The sequence below is a fragment of the Sphingobacterium sp. WOUb80 genome, assembly GCF_050058145.1.
Classification (GTDB): domain Bacteria; phylum Bacteroidota; class Bacteroidia; order Sphingobacteriales; family Sphingobacteriaceae; genus Sphingobacterium.
In genome coordinates this window covers 1246482-1261982 of record NZ_CP165617.1, presented here as the reverse complement: position 1 = coordinate 1261982, position 15501 = coordinate 1246482, and the positions used below count along the sequence as shown (strand labels likewise).

Genomic DNA, 15501 nt, shown 5'->3' with positions numbered 1-15501 from the left:
ACTGAAATATTTTATTTAACACCGTATTAATTGGATTTAACTGAAATAATATTTTAAAATTCACTTATTTATAATAAATCTAAATACATATATTTGCAACATGCGTGTATCAACAAGCAAAAACAATTAGTCATTAATCGCTAAACGAATATCTATGAAACATCTTATCATCACCCTTGCACTATCGTGGGGTACCTTGGCCGTATTTGGACAAAAACAAGAACGCAGTCCCCTAGCAAAGGATCTACAGATAAAAATTGCCTTACAGGCAGCACCGGCAGACCAACGCGAAGGTGCCAAAGTATTGGGTTATAACGAAAAAGGCGAGTTTGTCACACTACAGGAAGGTACGGCCTCCAATAACCTGATCTGCCTTGCTCCAGACTACAAATCTTCCGTCTTATATGCCTATGCCTATCCAAAAAGCTTAGATCCTTTTATGGCCCGCGGGCGGGAACTGATTGCCGAAGGCAAACGTAAACAACGCGATGAAATCCGTGAAGCGGAACACAAGGCTGGTAAATTAACGATCCCGCAGACACCTACCATACTGTACGGCTATTGGGGACCATTGGCCAAGCTCAACAACACGACGGGAGAAATCGAAGGAGCACAGCGACGTTATGTGATCTATGTTCCTTATGCAAAAGCTGCCGATATCGGCTTGTCGAACAAACCGGGTTTACCTGGAATTCCCTGGTTAATGGACGAAGGATCCTATAAAGCTCATATCATGATTAACCCCGAAAATATGGGCCATAGCCATGGGAAATAACGAATCAGCGTTGATACGTCAAAGATCGCTCCTATTCTTTGCCCTATTAACCTTATCAACAACGACTTTCGCCGCTACCGCCAACAGTACAAAACCGCTTACTGAGCGCTCTTTCCAGGACGGCGACATCCGGGGACTTATTACCGAGAAAAGCACGGGTAAAGCACTCAAAGGAGCTACGTTACAAATCCGGGAATTGGGTTTGTATGCCAAAACGGATGAAAATGGTCACTTTACCTTCGACCGCACTCCAAGCGGACAATACACTCTTGTTGTCAGCTACCTGGGGATGCTCACGGTGGAGCAAACCGTCACTGCTAGCAAGCAGCCTATTGCCATAGCAATGGCCGAGAACTCCATTGCCCTGGCAGACGTTGTCGTTGTTGGTCAGGAAAACCGCAAAGAAGGTGCCACCTCAACCATTATCAACCGCAAGGCCATTGAACACATGCAGGCGACCAACCTGGGGGAAGTGCTGCAATTGCTACCTGGTGGAATGACAACGAATCCGAGTTTCACCAATGTCAACAAGACCGGTATACGCAATGTTGCCAACAGCAATCAACTCAACCGTTCTTCGGATTATATGAGCTCCCTGGGGACTTCGCTCATCATCAACGGGGCACCGACATCCAACAATGCCAATTTGCAGTCTCTGGGTTCTGCTGCAATATTAACCGGTACTTCCGGATCCAGCGGTTCACTCGGCAGTTTTTCCACTTCTCAGGGTTTGGGTGCCGATATGCGGCAATACACCGCCGATAATGTCGAATCTGTAGAAGTCATCCGCGGCATCGCGGGGGTCGAATATGGCGACATGACCTCGGGTGCCATTATCGTGCAGACAAAAGCCGGGAAGGAAGACCTGCAGATCAAAGGCCGGATAAATCCAAAACTGATGCAATTCTGGGCTGGTCAGGGTTTTGATCTTGGAAAAAACAAGGGAACTTTATTTGTCGACCTTGACTACACCCGGGCGAATGACAAGCAGACATCGGCCTATGCCGCCTATAACCGCGTAACCGGTTCTGCGCAGTACAGCAAAACCTTTGGTCAGGAAAAACCATTGTATACCAATACCTATTTCTCCTTTGGCAGCAACCTGGATAACGTCAAAATTGATCCCGATGCCAATGCTGTTCCGCAGCTCAACAAGTCGCAGGAATACAGTTACCGCTTTTCGACCAATGGAAAATGGAAGGTCAATAAGGCCCTGGCCCGACAGTTAAACTATACCGTGTCATTGAATTATTCGCTTCAGAAATCATACATGGAAAATGCTGGAACTGCTGGTATTTCAGCTGTGGGAAGCTCGTATACCGATGGTACATTTGAGGCCCCCTATCTACCTGCCAGCTATATCAATAAAGCTTGGGTAGAGGGAAAACCGATCAATTTATTTACCAAGATATCGGATGAGTTTTATGCCAAAACAGGTCGTTTTACACACCGCATCCTTGTCGGTACAGATTACAGAATGGATGCCAACAGTGGAAACGGAAAGACCTTTGACCCCAACTTCCCCTACCGCACCAATAACCTAAACGGTTACCGCGCGCGGGCCTACAAAGATATACCAGCACTGAATCAGCTCGGCGCATATGCCGAGAACCGTATGACGGCCCGATTTGGAAAGCGCGAACTGGCTATACAGGCCGGTGTGCGAATGGATCAGCTACAGCCTTTCAGCAGCGACGGAAAAACCGCTGTGTCGCCACGAATCAATGTGAGCTACGACCTCCTACCTGCCTTTACCCTACGCGGAGGCTATGGCATCGCCACCAAGGCTCCTACTTTGAACATGCTGTATCCCGAAAATGCCTATTTCGATGTTTTCAGTTTAAACTATTACAAGCAGGATCCCAACGAGGCACTAGCACTCCTGACCACACGCGTCTATGAAACAGGCAACGATCAGCTCAAGCTGGCCAAATCCTATAAAAAAGAATTGGGTATCGACTGGAAAGTCGGCAAAGGTCAGCGTTTGAGCATTACCGCTTATCACGATAAGATCGACAATGCCTACGACTATATGACCACCTTAAACAGCTTGCAGTATGCGCTTATTCCGACATATACCGTGCAGCAAGAAGTAGCGGGCGGAAAACCGATTTTGAGTGATGTTGTGACCAATACGCCTTACGTATTTACCTATGCCACACCTACCAACGGCAGGCAGATCATCAACAAGGGGGCGGAATTTGATTTTGATATGGGCCGCTTCGACGCTATCCGCACTTCTTTTCAGCTCACCGGAGCCTATCAGTCGACCAAATCAACCACCACCATACCTTATATCCTTGCACAGGAGGTGCCCAACAAAACGATGACACGCGTCGGTGTATTTGCGCCACGCGGGACCGACAGCGAGCGACTCATGACCACTTTAAGGGCCATACACCATATTCCCGAACTACGGTTTATCCTGACCCTGACGGCACAAACTATTTGGATCGATAAGGAGCGTAATGTCGACTACTCCAGCCTGCCGATCGGCTATATCCCTGTAGGATCTGACAAACCTATGGACATCGTCTATTTTTCTGAAGCGGAGCGCCAGCAGATCACCTCAGCCGACCGCGATATTTACCTCAGTCTCAGCGATGCAACCTTCCGAACCGAAAGCTGGAAACCACTTTGGCTGTTCAACATGAAATTGACCAAGGAGTTTGCCAAAAATATGGGTTTCTCCTTCTATGCCAACAATTTCATCAACAATAGACCCATGGTAAGGAGCACACGCAATCCTGAACAGTTCACAAAACGAAATATTGATATCTTTTTTGGAACCGAACTGTCTATTAAATTCTAAAAAAATGAAGAAAATCAATTGTTATCTCTACCTGATCGCGTTGCTTTGCTTATTGAGCGGCTGCCGCAAAGATTTTGCGACGGTCAACACGCTTTCCTATACCCTAACGGTCCACTACCCCAGCAATTACATCACATCTCTTGCCAAAGATGCTACTGTTACGCTTAAGAACACGTTTACGGGTCAACTGTCCCAATTGACAACCAATGCAAATGGTGAGGTCGATCTACAGGACATTATACCCGGTGTCTACACCGTAACGGTAAGTCGCGAGGTGACCGAAGAAGAAAGCGTCAGCATCAGCGGGCGCCAGGGCAAAGCATTTTTGAATGCCTCCATCCCTTCCCTGCGTATTCAGGAATCCGGTAAGACCGACATTCAGCTGAGCGGCGGTGCTATCGGAGGATTTGTCATCAAAGAATTTTACTATACCGGCAGCCGAACGCCCAATAATTCGACTTATTTATACGATGGCTTTGTAGAAATCTACAACAACTCGACCGACACCTTATATGCCGGCGGAATCTCCTTTGGAGCAACAAAAGCGGGTTCGACGGTAGCCACCAAATTCATCGAAGATCAACAAAGCGTATACCTTGCATCCCTATGGACTATTCCGGGCACAGCAGGCGTGGATCATCCTGTGCCGCCGGGCAAATCTATTGTCATTGCAGTCGATGGAATTAACCATAAGACAGATCCAAAAGGCAATCCAAATGCCCCCACAGATTTAGGAGCAGGAATTGCCGATTTTGAGACCTATTTCAATCCGCCTGGAAATTCCAACGATACCGACTCTCCAGACGTGCCCAATGTAACGCTGATCTATAGCTCATCGTTGACCGTTTTTGACTGGCTGCCCGGTGTCAACGGCTCTGGACTCGTTATCCTTTCGCCGGACGACTATGCAAAATATGAAACCGTTACCGAACCTGGAGCTACAGTCTCAACACGTTATGTGAAAATTGCCGCAGAAAAAGTGATTGACGGCGTGGATTGCGTCGCCAATAGCACCATTACCCTAGACAAAAAGCGTTTACCGCTCACTATTGATGCTGGAGTAGCCTTTGTCGGCGGTGGTGCCGGCACTGGAAAATCGGTTATCCGAAAAGTAAGGGAAGAAATCAATGGCATCAAAGTACTGATGGACACCAACAATTCCTCCAGCGACTTTGCGATAAACGATACCCCTAGTCCCAAAAGTTATTCCAAATAAGCAGGCGCATCATGAACATAAAATATATTTTTTCCCTGGCATTTACAGCCTCTTTCATGCAGCTGCAAGCACAGGAAAACGCGAATATCAGCTACTCAAAAGAAAAAGAAAGCCTGCTGAAAGTTAAAACCAGTGCTTTACTGGGAGAGCTTGACCTACCAGCTGTGGGAAACACCACCTTAGGCTACTTCTATGAAGATGGTGATTTTAGACATCCATTTACGGGCAAATCAAAACAGGGCCTCAATTTTTCGACAGAGAAATTTCAGCGCTCCGGCGACTGGACGCTGTATGGCCGCTTTGACTTTACTACACTGAAAGAGAAGCAGCTGGCCTATGCATCCCTTGTTAATCCATTTACTGACAATCCCTATCAGTTAGTCGACTCACTAAAGGGCGACTGGAATAAGCAGTTTTACGACATGGCGCTGAAAATAGCAAGTCCCAGTTTTGCAGGCGGCAGCATGCGGGCCGGACTTGACCTCTCCTATCAGGTTGCTACGGGAGCGCGCCAAATGGACCCACGCTCTCAGGATACTGAAAATAAAATCCAGCTAGCACCAAATATTTCCTACAAAATCAGCGAGCGGCATCAGCTTGGGCTCGCAGCCATTTATAATTATCAGAAAAATGATCTGAATCTGGTACGTGCCAACGGAAGTCAACAATACAACGTCTATAAACTTCTGGGCTTAGCCGAATACCTCGGGGCATCACCTTTCATTATGACGGCAGATATGGACCGCAGCTATCTTGCGCATGCGTATGGCAGCGAACTCAGCTTTCGTTATACCGCCGATCAGTTCAGCTGGTTGCTGTCCGGAAGCTACCTTCGTCATGAGGAAAAGGCTACCGACGGCAGCACCTATCCGATGAAGGCTGGCAAACATCAATACGATCAGTACACCGTGTTATCGGCCATTGATCTAAAACGTGGCGATTACAATCATCACTTCGATTTAAACCTGCTGTATTGCGATATTTCAAATACCGAATACCAGCAATTGCAGCGGACGGACGATCGCAGTTACGAAACTATTTTTGAAGGCAGCTTGAATACAGCACTACGTAGTCAGGCTTCTTTGGGGTACATATTAGCCAAAGAAAGCAGTACATACCGTTCCGACTGGTTTGCCAAGGCCACCGTAAGCTATTCAGGCTGGGACAATCGCTATTCCCTTCCACAGGGAAAAGAAATCGTCGACCGCATGGATATCGGTATCCGCTTTAACAAAGCTCTATCGCGCTGGGTCTTTGATGTGGCATCAAACTACAATTTTGGCGTAAAAAACGAATGGAGCTACACGGACAAAAACTATTCGAGCAATTTTGTTGCAAACAACATTGCCCTGCCGATTTACCACTATTTAACACGCGACCGTGTGGTCAATGCGCTAAGCATACAATACCGACTTACCAACTTCGGAAAGAAAAGCAATCAGCTTTATCTGAAGGGATCGGGTAGCTTGGAAACAGCGCTGTCTACACCGAGTGGATATGTTAACAACGGAAAATCCCGTTACTCGGCTAGCTTATCCTTAGGCCTACTGACGTTCTAATGGAGATCTTCAGTAATGGAAATTTTCTGCAAGATTACCTGAAAAACCTTCTTATTGCGGAGCCCAAGTTTTGTGCTCCGCAGTTTTAACGCATTCAACTAAACGAAGTGAAGATCTTAAATTACAAATTACCGCGAAAGAGGAAATTGTTGTAATCGAACGAACAAACGTTTTGAACAGATAAGTTTAAGCCGGCCCAATATTCAGGGCCGCGGAATTTGTTAAACCCACACTAGGGACCTTCGGTTGCTGATAGAAAAGATGCCTTGAAACCTCTTATGGCTAATAGATTAAGGACAACCCCTTCGTCACGTCGTAATGTCCGGATGGTAATGGTACATAGTTTATCCTGAAGATCTGCCGAAATGTATTTCAGATCGGCGATATGCCGGCTAAGGTAATTGATCAGTTCAGTGCGTTTGGTTAGCACCTGAGCCGAAACAGAAAAGGTCAATAAGTAATATTTCATATTCCGTATAAGTTTTTAATAATTGCGCATTCCGATTAAAGCCCGATTTTTCATATCATCGGCCCTATTGTCCGCTAAACTGTCGTAAATATAAAAACTTCTGACCATTACATAGTAATAGTCAGAAGTTAAAAAGTGTTATTATCGCCATTAATGTATTGATCACAAGCAGGCAGAATGCGCCCACTATCGAACATACCATCGCGATAAAAGTGGAAACCAAAAGGTTAACGATAGATTAAATAGTATCGCCCAGCAGAAACGATCCAGCGCATGGGATCAACAAAAACGTCGCATATCATGCTAAAGGCAACAGACATCAATAAGGTAGTCATAAATCTACCTTATTGCTATCTTATCGCAATTATCTTTAGTGCTCCAATTCTTTCAGGTATTCAATCATGGCATCGAGGCTCTGCAGGAGCTTTTCACCCTCAAATCCCACCTTTCGAAAACGGATGTTCCCTTTTTTATCTAGGATCAATGTTGTCGGAATTGACGTGATATCCAGTTTACTACTGAGCTTTTTATCTTGGTTGTAATAAAATGGAAAGTCAAATTCAGGATTGGCCTTTGCCCATTTGTAGGCATCGTCCCAGCTGTTTCCACTACCGGAATTGAGTATAACGAACTTCACCTGAGGATCATTTGCATATTTTTTGTACACCTGATGCAAATAAGGGAAAGAGGCAATGCAGGGCTTGCACCAGGTTGCCCAAAAATCGATGATGACAATCTTGTCCTTGAGGTTCGCTTTGAGCAAAGGCTTCTTGTCCATATCAACAATATTCATATCTTCTGGAAAAGGTGTATTGCCGATGATATTCTGAAACTCCTCGTAATAGCCCTGCTTCCATTGCTTGTCGAGTTGGCTAAAATAAGCCTGCCGTTCAGCCGCATTGTTAATCCTCTTTTTGTCTAGCGCGCCTTCGAGAAGCTGCCTGATCGTTGGGTCAAACGGGGCATAACGATAGGCTGACTCCAATACAGGTATAGCGCTGTTCGGATCATTCCACTGCTGATACTGCATGGCCACTGCGCGGAGCAATGCCGCCGATTTGAGTGTAGGGATACTTTTTGCAAACCAGTCCCGAGCCACTTCGGACTGGTTTAACTGAGCGGCTATAAGTCCCTGATTGGCCATAATTTCTGCTTTTACCGCAGTAAGCTTGTCCGCCTTGGCCGGATCATGGGCCACCAGATAGCCCGTTTCGGGGAAATAGCGTATTAAACTCACGGGATAGGCCGCAACACTGTCAAGTAGATATAAATTGAGTTTGGACGCATCCTGCAGCATCAGCTTATGCTCTAAGAGCAGCTGAACATACTGATTGTATGTGCGCCATTTGTAGGGATCCTGCTCCCAACGGGTAATCAGCGGCAGGTATTTCTTGGCCTTTACGCTATCTCCATGCCGCACATAGTAGGTAAAAAGATAGTCATAGGCGCTGCCATAGGCCGCCTCATTATCGGCTGTTTTGAGGGCAAGAAGCTGCCCGATCTTGGCGACCACAGCGGTAGAATCCTGTTCACGGAACAACTTATTGAGCCGATACCCTATCCCGATCTTCTTGTTGGGAAACTCGTTGATCACCACCTGGCGGATCGAATCCACTTTTTGGTTCTGGCCGAGTATCAGATAGCCCATGGTCACCTTGTTGAGGTTCCCTTCAAAGAGCGGATTGCTTCTGAATTTCTTTTCCACTACGGCCAAGCCCTTTTTCAACAGCCGCCCCTGCTGGGCCGGACCAGCATTTTTCATCTGTAGCACGATCAGCCGGAGCTTTGCTTCATAGTTATCGGGGTACAAGCTAAGCTCTTTTTTGAGGTAATATTCCTGTGTAGCAAGGATATGATCCGAGGTTTTATCCTGGAGCGGTACACTGTATGATTTTCCCAGGTAATTGCCAGCGATCAGTTTCCCCTGTTTATAGACGTAGATCTCATACTGACTGCTATCGCTTGCCTGCTGTACAAATTTCTTGTCCTTATCGGCAATCGTAAAGCAGGAAAAATTGGCATATGGCGGCAGTTTAAAGCGTACACGCCACTGTCCACCTTCGCGCTGCATGGGCATGCGGCTCGGAAATTCGTAAAAATTGGAGTAGTTGAAATCCACGAAAAATGGCCCTGCACCCGGAGCAGCCGCAGACTTAGCGGGATCAAAGCTGATGGTCACGGTATCACCGGCCGCTGCTTTTTGCGGCGAAATACTTACTTGTGCCTGCAAGAGCAGGTTTGTCTGTAGCAGACACAGCAGCAATGCGTATTTGAACAACTTAATCATTCTGTTGGAGGTTAGCATTTGTAATTAAAATAGCACTGGCGATCGGTATTTTGATATCACTTTCACTAAAGTCCGTTTTGACCTTCGAAAGTACAGGCAGGGCCCTATTTGTGCGCACCAGGTCAAACCAACGGTGGCCCCATTCACCGAGCAGCTCCAGCTGGCGTTCTTTCTCAAGCGCCAGGGCGATGCTCGCCTTGTCCATCGTTTGTGGCAGCGCAGAAAGGCCTGCACGCTCACGGATCTGATTGATATCCTGTAATGCCGCCTGCAACTTATTTTGGTTGAGCCGCGCTTCGGCACGGATCAGATACTGCTCGGCAAGGCGCAGCACAGTATTGTATTCGGTTACAGGTGTGCCTGTACGCAACTTATACTTATACGGCATATAAAGCGTCTTATTGCTTACGACATAAGGCTTTAACCATTGCGATTTGCGCAAGTCGTTCGGCTCATAGACTGCCACGGTCGCATCATACACCTGATAGTAACTTCGTGCTGTAGCTACCGTCGGAACGATACTAAAACCCTCCCAGGTGTTGACCCCAGCAGTAGAAAGATTAACTGTCTGCAGCTGCCAGATGGCCTCTTTGCTTGTTTTCAAAAAAACGGCATTGAGGTCGCGCGACAGTTCATATCGGTTATCCCCGATGACTTTATCGGCCGTTGCTTCGGCATTGGCCCAGTCAGCATGATACAGATATACCCGGGCCAATAGTGCGTCAACCGCTTTTCTATTGGGGCGGGTACGCTCATTCCCCTGATAGGCATCCGCAATATCGACAGCAGCTTTTTGCAGATCATCCACCATGAAAGCATAGAGCTCTTCCCGGGATGCCGGACCTTTTCGGCTGTTGGCTTCCAGATCCTTGGTATCGGTGATCAAGGGCACTTTATTGAAGAGGTTGCTCAGGTAAAAGTAATTGAATACCCGCGTAAAACGCGCTTCTGCAGAGAGCTGCGCCTTTACCTTGGTGCTGAGTGCCGACGCTTCAAGGCCCTCGATAATCTTATTGCTGTGATTGATATAGCTATAGGGTTGCGACCAGAGCCGATCGAGATAAGAGGTCGCGGGACTCAGCCTGTTGTATTTGTACTCATCGTAGCTTGTAAAGGCTGAGTTATAATCGTCGGCCAGACTGGACAGCACGATGGTCATCAGTCCACTGGCAAACTGGTTATTGTAATTGTTCATACTGGTATAGAGTCCGCCCACGGTTGCTGTGGCCGTCTTTTCGTCACTGAAGGCCGACTCTGCCGCCACTTCGGTCTTGGGCGGGTCTACGGCCAAAAATTTATTGCAGGAGATGTTTAGCAGTGGTGTCGCGAAAAGGCTGTAGATGATATATTTGTTCATGGTATAAGTCTTTAGTTTTATGATCATTAAAAAGTGAGCTGAACCGCAAATGTATACGTGCGCATGGATGGTGTGGCGCTGTTGCGTACCGAACCAAAGGGATTGACATCCGAAACATACGTGCGGTCAAAACCAGGCATCTCGGGATCTATACCTCTGAAGCTTGTCCAGGTAAAGAGGTTCTGCGCATTGAACTGTAGTACAGCACGGTTTATATTGAACTTCTTTGCCCATTTGGAAATGTCGTAACTGAACGACACATTTTTTAAGCGGATGAACGAAGCATCGTCCCATACGGCTGAAGAATAGCGGTAGTAATTACGGTAAGCCAGGTTGGCTTCGTTGGCACTATTGGCCGTAGCACGTGGCACATCGGTCACATCTCCAGGCTGCTGCCAACGGTTTAACACATATTCATCCAGGTTGCCCAGTCCGCCGATGGTCGTTGCCTGTGGGCCGTAACCAATGGATGGTCCCTCCTGTTTGACAAACTGAAATAGAAATCCAAGGCTCACATCGCCATAACTTAGATTATTGCCGATACCACCATAGTACTTGGGCAGCAGTGATCCCAAAGTCACATAATCATTGAAATCACTGATCTTCCCATCGCCATCGACATCCAGGAATTGGGCGACCCCAGTTTGTGGATCCACTCCCGTAAACTGAAACCCACGGACGATACGTGTGGACTCGCCAATGACGTACCGCCGCACATCACTGCTACTTTCAAGTTCAGGATAGTCCAGCAGGGTATTGGACGGGAAAGTGATATTGAAATTGGTTTTCCAGCTGAACTTTTCCTTTTGGATATTCACACTGCTGAGCTCAAACTCCAAGCCTTTATTTTCGATTAGGGCCGGCGTATTACCAAAATACGAACTGAAGCCCGTCTGCGGTGCTAGCACGATATTGATCAACTGATTATCCGATCTATTGTTGTAATAATTGGCCGTTAGGAAAATACGATCCCTGAAAAATCCAAGGTCGAGCCCCAGTTCCTTCTTTTTAATTTCTTCCCATCCAAAATTGGGATTAAACACCCGTGTCGGATAAAGCCCCGTAATGCCCTGGTAGGCAAAGCCTGTGCCCCAGGTATCCAGGTATTGGTAATCACCGATCTGGTCATTACCCGTCACCCCCCAGCTGGCACGAAGCTTACCGAAGCTCAAGATAGACTGATCCTGGAGAAATTCTTCGCTGCTGAACACCCAGGCTGCACCGATAGACCCAAAGTTGCCGTACTTGTTGTTGGGCCCGAAGCGGGAAGAGCCATCCCTTCGGTAACTGAAATTTAACAGATATTTGTCGGCATAAGCATAATTGATACGTGCAAATGCAGACTGGTAACGGTAATCTGCATACTGATTGTTGCGGTTCACAAGGATACCTGCAGCACCGATATTGTCCAACTGCGAATCACTCGGGTAACTGCTGCCATCGAAGTATTTTCCTTCGCTGACCCTTTGCTGCCAGGTTCCGCCCAAAAGCAGTTTAAAATCATGTTTACCAATTGTTTTGCTGTAGTTTAATTGCGGTTCAATGATATAGGACTGATAATCCGAATTCCCGTAAGAGGCCATGGAACCCGTACTCGTCAATGGATTAAATCCCGCATTGGGCAGCAAGCGCGTCTGGTCCATGCTTTTGAGATTGTAGCCCACGTTGACTTTTGCGACCAATTCGGGTAAGATCGCGTATTCGGCGGAAAAGTTGGCCAGCAGGGATTTCGATTTAGAAACACTTGAGCGCTCCATATAGGCGGCGGGATTCTGTAAGCTCTGCTGAAACCAATAATAGTCGCCATTTTCATCGTATATGGGATAATTGGGCGCCAGGTTATAAAACTGTGCAATATCTGTAGGTACCGTATTGTTACGGTCCAAGTTGAGGTTGAAACTGCTGTTGAGCTTAAATCGCTGATCTTTGGATTGCGTAGACAAGTTCAACAACGCACCACCACGCTGATAATTCTTGTTACCGGGCAAGGGATCACCCTGCCGATTGAAATTGGCACTGGCCAGGTATTGGGTATTTTCGTTTCCTCCGGAAAATGACAGCTGATAGGTAGAGAAAGGGGCCGATGCACCATAAAACTCCTTTTGCCAGTCGCTGTAGGCGGACTGATCCCAAGTGAGCAGATCCGGCGCATTATCTGCTGTCGCTGTCCAGTTATCGTTTTTAAATCCCTCCTTCCGGATATCCAGATATTGCTCGGTGTTCAGCATCTTCAAGTTGCGAATGGCCTTACCGGAGCCTACATTGGCATTAAAGTCTATTTTAAGTCCGCTCTTATTTCCTTTTTTCGTGGTTATCAAGATCACCCCATTTCCGCCCCGGGAGCCATAAATGGCTGTCGCATCAGCATCCTTAAGCACATCGATGCGTTCAATATCCTTGGGATTAATTAGGCTGAGCGGGCTTTGGTTGCCATTGGCCGCGGTAAACTGATTCATGCTTTCGTCCGAAAAAGGAATACCGTCTATAATATAGAGCGGGCTGCTGCCATTGGTCAAGGAATTGACACCCCGCAGCTGCACCTGAAAGGAGCTGCCCGGCAAGCCCGAATTGGAAGCGATGTTGAGTCCCGCAACGCGGCCCTGCAAGGCCGCCAGAGGGTCCAGTACCGGTTGCGTTTCGATCTCCTTGCTGGTGACGCTGGATACCGAACCCGTATTTTTGCGTATCGAAGATGTACCGTAACCGATAACCACCACTTCATCCAGGTTGCCCGGATCTAGCTCAAGACTTATTTCTAGGAGGGCCTTGTCCGCTACCTTCACTTCCTTGCTGCGGTAGCCAACATAGCTCAGAAGCAGGATATCATCCTGCTGCAGCCCATTTAAACTAAAGCGTCCACTGGCATCGGTAACCGTACTGGCTATCTTATTTTTAACCCGAACACTAACTCCTTCAAGCGCTGCGCCGCTAGCATTGCTGACACGGCCACTTATCGTGGCCTGCAGTGTCTTGGCAGCGGCTTTCCCCTGGAGCACGATGGTGTTTTTGACAATTTGATAACGGATACCCTTAGTCGAGAATGCCTGTTTAAGTAGTTCGGGGATATTGGCATTGTTTAAATTGACATCGAAAGGTAGATCGGGATTAATTTCATGCGGATCATACACAAAGCGGTAATCGCTGCGCTGCTCAATGGCTTTGACCAGCTGTTTAAGTTGAACATGGTCAGCTGCCTTGTCTGCCTGCTGGCTAAAGGCATAGCCATTGACATGCATCAGCATCAATAGCAGTGTTTTTACGGATTGTTTCATAGGGTATTTAGATTGAAAATGCGTTTGTTTTGGGTTTGGTTAGGGAACAAGTACCAGCCGGTCCTTGTCGATGGTATAGTTTATGCCGGCGAACCGCAATATCTTAAGCACTTCTTCAAAGGACTCTTTTTTGCTAATTTTCCCGCTAAGGACCTTGTTTTTATAGACCGGCGACAGGCTATAGGTAAAATTGTACCAACGGGCCAAATCGGCCAAAATCTCGGGAAGCGGTGTTTGGTCAAATTCAAAGTAACCGTCTTTCCAATTGGCAGCATCCTGTTGGGTATTTTGCTGCTTTCGCTGGAAGGCACCGTTCAGCACATTCAGTTCGATCGACTGTCCCGGTAGCAGAATCTCCTGAAGCCCGGCATTGCTGACCCGTATTTTCCCTTCGTCGAGCTGTGTGGTTAAGAGCTGGCTATCGTTTGCGTATAACTTCACGTTGAAAGCGGTTCCCAAGGCTTTAATGCTGGTGTTGCCGACATGAACAATAAAAGGTTTGGCTTTATTTTTTGCCACCTTAAAATAAGCTTCACCCGTCAAGTAGACCGAGCGCTCCTTGACGTCGTATCCTGGTCCTATTTCCAGCTTGCTGTCTGCATTTAGCCATACAGTGGTACCATCCGGAAGTTCCATTTTGAATTCTTGCCCCTTTTTGGTCTTGACCGCCAGGTTATTCCCCTTCCCCTGCGCCATATAGACCGGACTAAACGGTTTCTTTTCGTCCAGGCTGACCACTTCATTGCCGATCAGCAGATCGGCCTGGAATTGACCGACACTAAAAGGCAGTGGCTGTGGCGATTGTTGGGGCTGGGAAAAGAAGTATAGCGCTGCACCGGCCATCAAAAAGAATACAATACTGGCAGCCACCTTCAAATAGGCCCTTTGGTGGCGACTAGCCCTTAATTCGGGCCCAAAAATATGCTGTTGGAAATACCGGTCTTCCGCAGCGAGATCCAGTTCCGGGATGTCTTTTTCGTTATTTGTCTTGCTGAGCTGATTGTACCAACTTTCGACAAGTGCAATTTCCTCGGCGCTGCACATCCCCTGCTGATACTTCTGCAGTAATTGTTTCGATAATCGTTGTTTCATAGGTTCTATCCTGTTTACCGTTTAGAAGACAGGATAGTGCCCACTTAGTGGTAGAAAAAAATGAAAATAGTTCGAATTTTTTTTCTCAAAACCGTCAACGCATTGTAAATCTGCTTTTTTACCGTCTGTTCAGAGATATCAAGTTCGGCGGCAATCTCCCGATAACTTCGTTGCTCGAAACGACTTTTTCTGAAGATCAGAGCCATTTTGCGGGGCAGCTTTTCAATCGCCTGATCGATTTGCAGGGCCAATTCTTTCTCCCGCAGCAACTCGTCGGGCATAATTTCAGGAGTTGAGGCGGCATGCTCCAGGTAATGCTCATATTTCCGGCCCACATCCTGGCTGGCGATACGATTGATGACCAAATTACGGGCCGAACGAAAAAGATACGCCTGATAAGAATGCTCAATTTCGAGCCGCTCCATGCGGTCCCAGAGATTGGTAAAAATTTCCTGTACAATATCACGGGCTTCGTCACGATCGTCTAACATCCGGAAAACATGCACATACAACTTCACCCAATTTTCTTCATAAAGTTGGGTAAACAATTGTCGGACATGTGTAACACTCATCTGCTGGTTTAGTTATTGTTGATCAGTCAAAATTAGGCTTTATTTTTAGGAAAGTCAATTTATGATGGATTTCTAATGAAACCTGTAAAA

The 15501-nt window shown here is 47.0% G+C and carries 10 protein-coding genes; 4 read left to right on the top strand and 6 right to left on the bottom strand.

What is annotated here, in order from left to right; all coding sequences use genetic code 11:
• The first annotated feature begins 154 nt into the window (after positions 1-154).
• Genes AB1Z56_RS04950 through AB1Z56_RS04935 form a run of 4 tightly spaced genes read left to right on the top strand, consistent with a single transcriptional unit; the run spans position 155 to position 6362 of the window.
• Complete coding sequence (locus AB1Z56_RS04950; RefSeq protein WP_309360799.1) at positions 155-775, top strand: hypothetical protein; 621 nt, start codon at positions 155-157, stop codon at positions 773-775.
• A complete protein-coding gene (locus AB1Z56_RS04945) occupies positions 765-3587 on the top strand; it encodes a TonB-dependent receptor (protein WP_426791300.1) in 2823 nt (940 codons plus the stop codon). Before AB1Z56_RS04950 ends, AB1Z56_RS04945 begins: the two co-directional genes overlap by 11 nt.
• Before the next feature lie 4 nt (positions 3588-3591).
• Positions 3592-4803, top strand: coding sequence for a DUF4876 domain-containing protein (locus AB1Z56_RS04940; RefSeq protein WP_426791299.1), 1212 nt, complete (start codon positions 3592-3594; stop codon positions 4801-4803).
• An 11-nt stretch (positions 4804-4814) separates the two neighbouring features.
• A complete protein-coding gene (locus tag AB1Z56_RS04935) occupies positions 4815-6362 on the top strand; it encodes a DUF6850 family outer membrane beta-barrel protein (RefSeq protein ID WP_426791298.1) in 1548 nt (515 codons plus the stop codon).
• Positions 6363-6594: 232 nt separating this feature from the next.
• Here AB1Z56_RS04935 and AB1Z56_RS04930 read toward each other — a convergent pair whose 3' ends face one another.
• The 6 genes from AB1Z56_RS04930 to AB1Z56_RS04905 form a co-directional block, all read right to left on the bottom strand.
• Positions 6595-6831: a hypothetical protein gene (locus tag AB1Z56_RS04930; protein ID WP_046676052.1), complete on the bottom strand. Its 237-nt coding sequence runs from the start codon at positions 6829-6831 to the stop codon at positions 6595-6597.
• Between the two features lie 370 nt (positions 6832-7201).
• Entirely contained in the window at positions 7202-9118 is a 1917-nt protein-coding gene (locus AB1Z56_RS04925; RefSeq protein WP_426791297.1) for a TlpA family protein disulfide reductase, read from the bottom strand.
• A complete protein-coding gene (locus tag AB1Z56_RS04920) occupies positions 9111-10502 on the bottom strand; it encodes a RagB/SusD family nutrient uptake outer membrane protein (RefSeq protein WP_426791296.1) in 1392 nt (463 codons plus the stop codon). The genes AB1Z56_RS04925 and AB1Z56_RS04920 overlap by 8 nt, the downstream gene beginning before the upstream one ends.
• Entirely contained in the window at positions 10502-13747 is a 3246-nt protein-coding gene (locus AB1Z56_RS04915) for a TonB-dependent receptor (RefSeq protein ID WP_426791295.1), read from the bottom strand. Before AB1Z56_RS04915 ends, AB1Z56_RS04920 begins: the two co-directional genes overlap by 1 nt.
• Before the next feature lie 39 nt (positions 13748-13786).
• On the bottom strand, positions 13787-14839 hold the full coding sequence (locus AB1Z56_RS04910; protein WP_426791294.1) for a FecR family protein: 1053 nt from the start codon (positions 14837-14839) through the stop codon (positions 13787-13789).
• A 44-nt stretch (positions 14840-14883) separates the two neighbouring features.
• Complete coding sequence (locus tag AB1Z56_RS04905) at positions 14884-15411, bottom strand: RNA polymerase sigma-70 factor (RefSeq protein ID WP_426791293.1); 528 nt, start codon at positions 15409-15411, stop codon at positions 14884-14886.
• Positions 15412-15501: the final 90 nt, after the last annotated feature.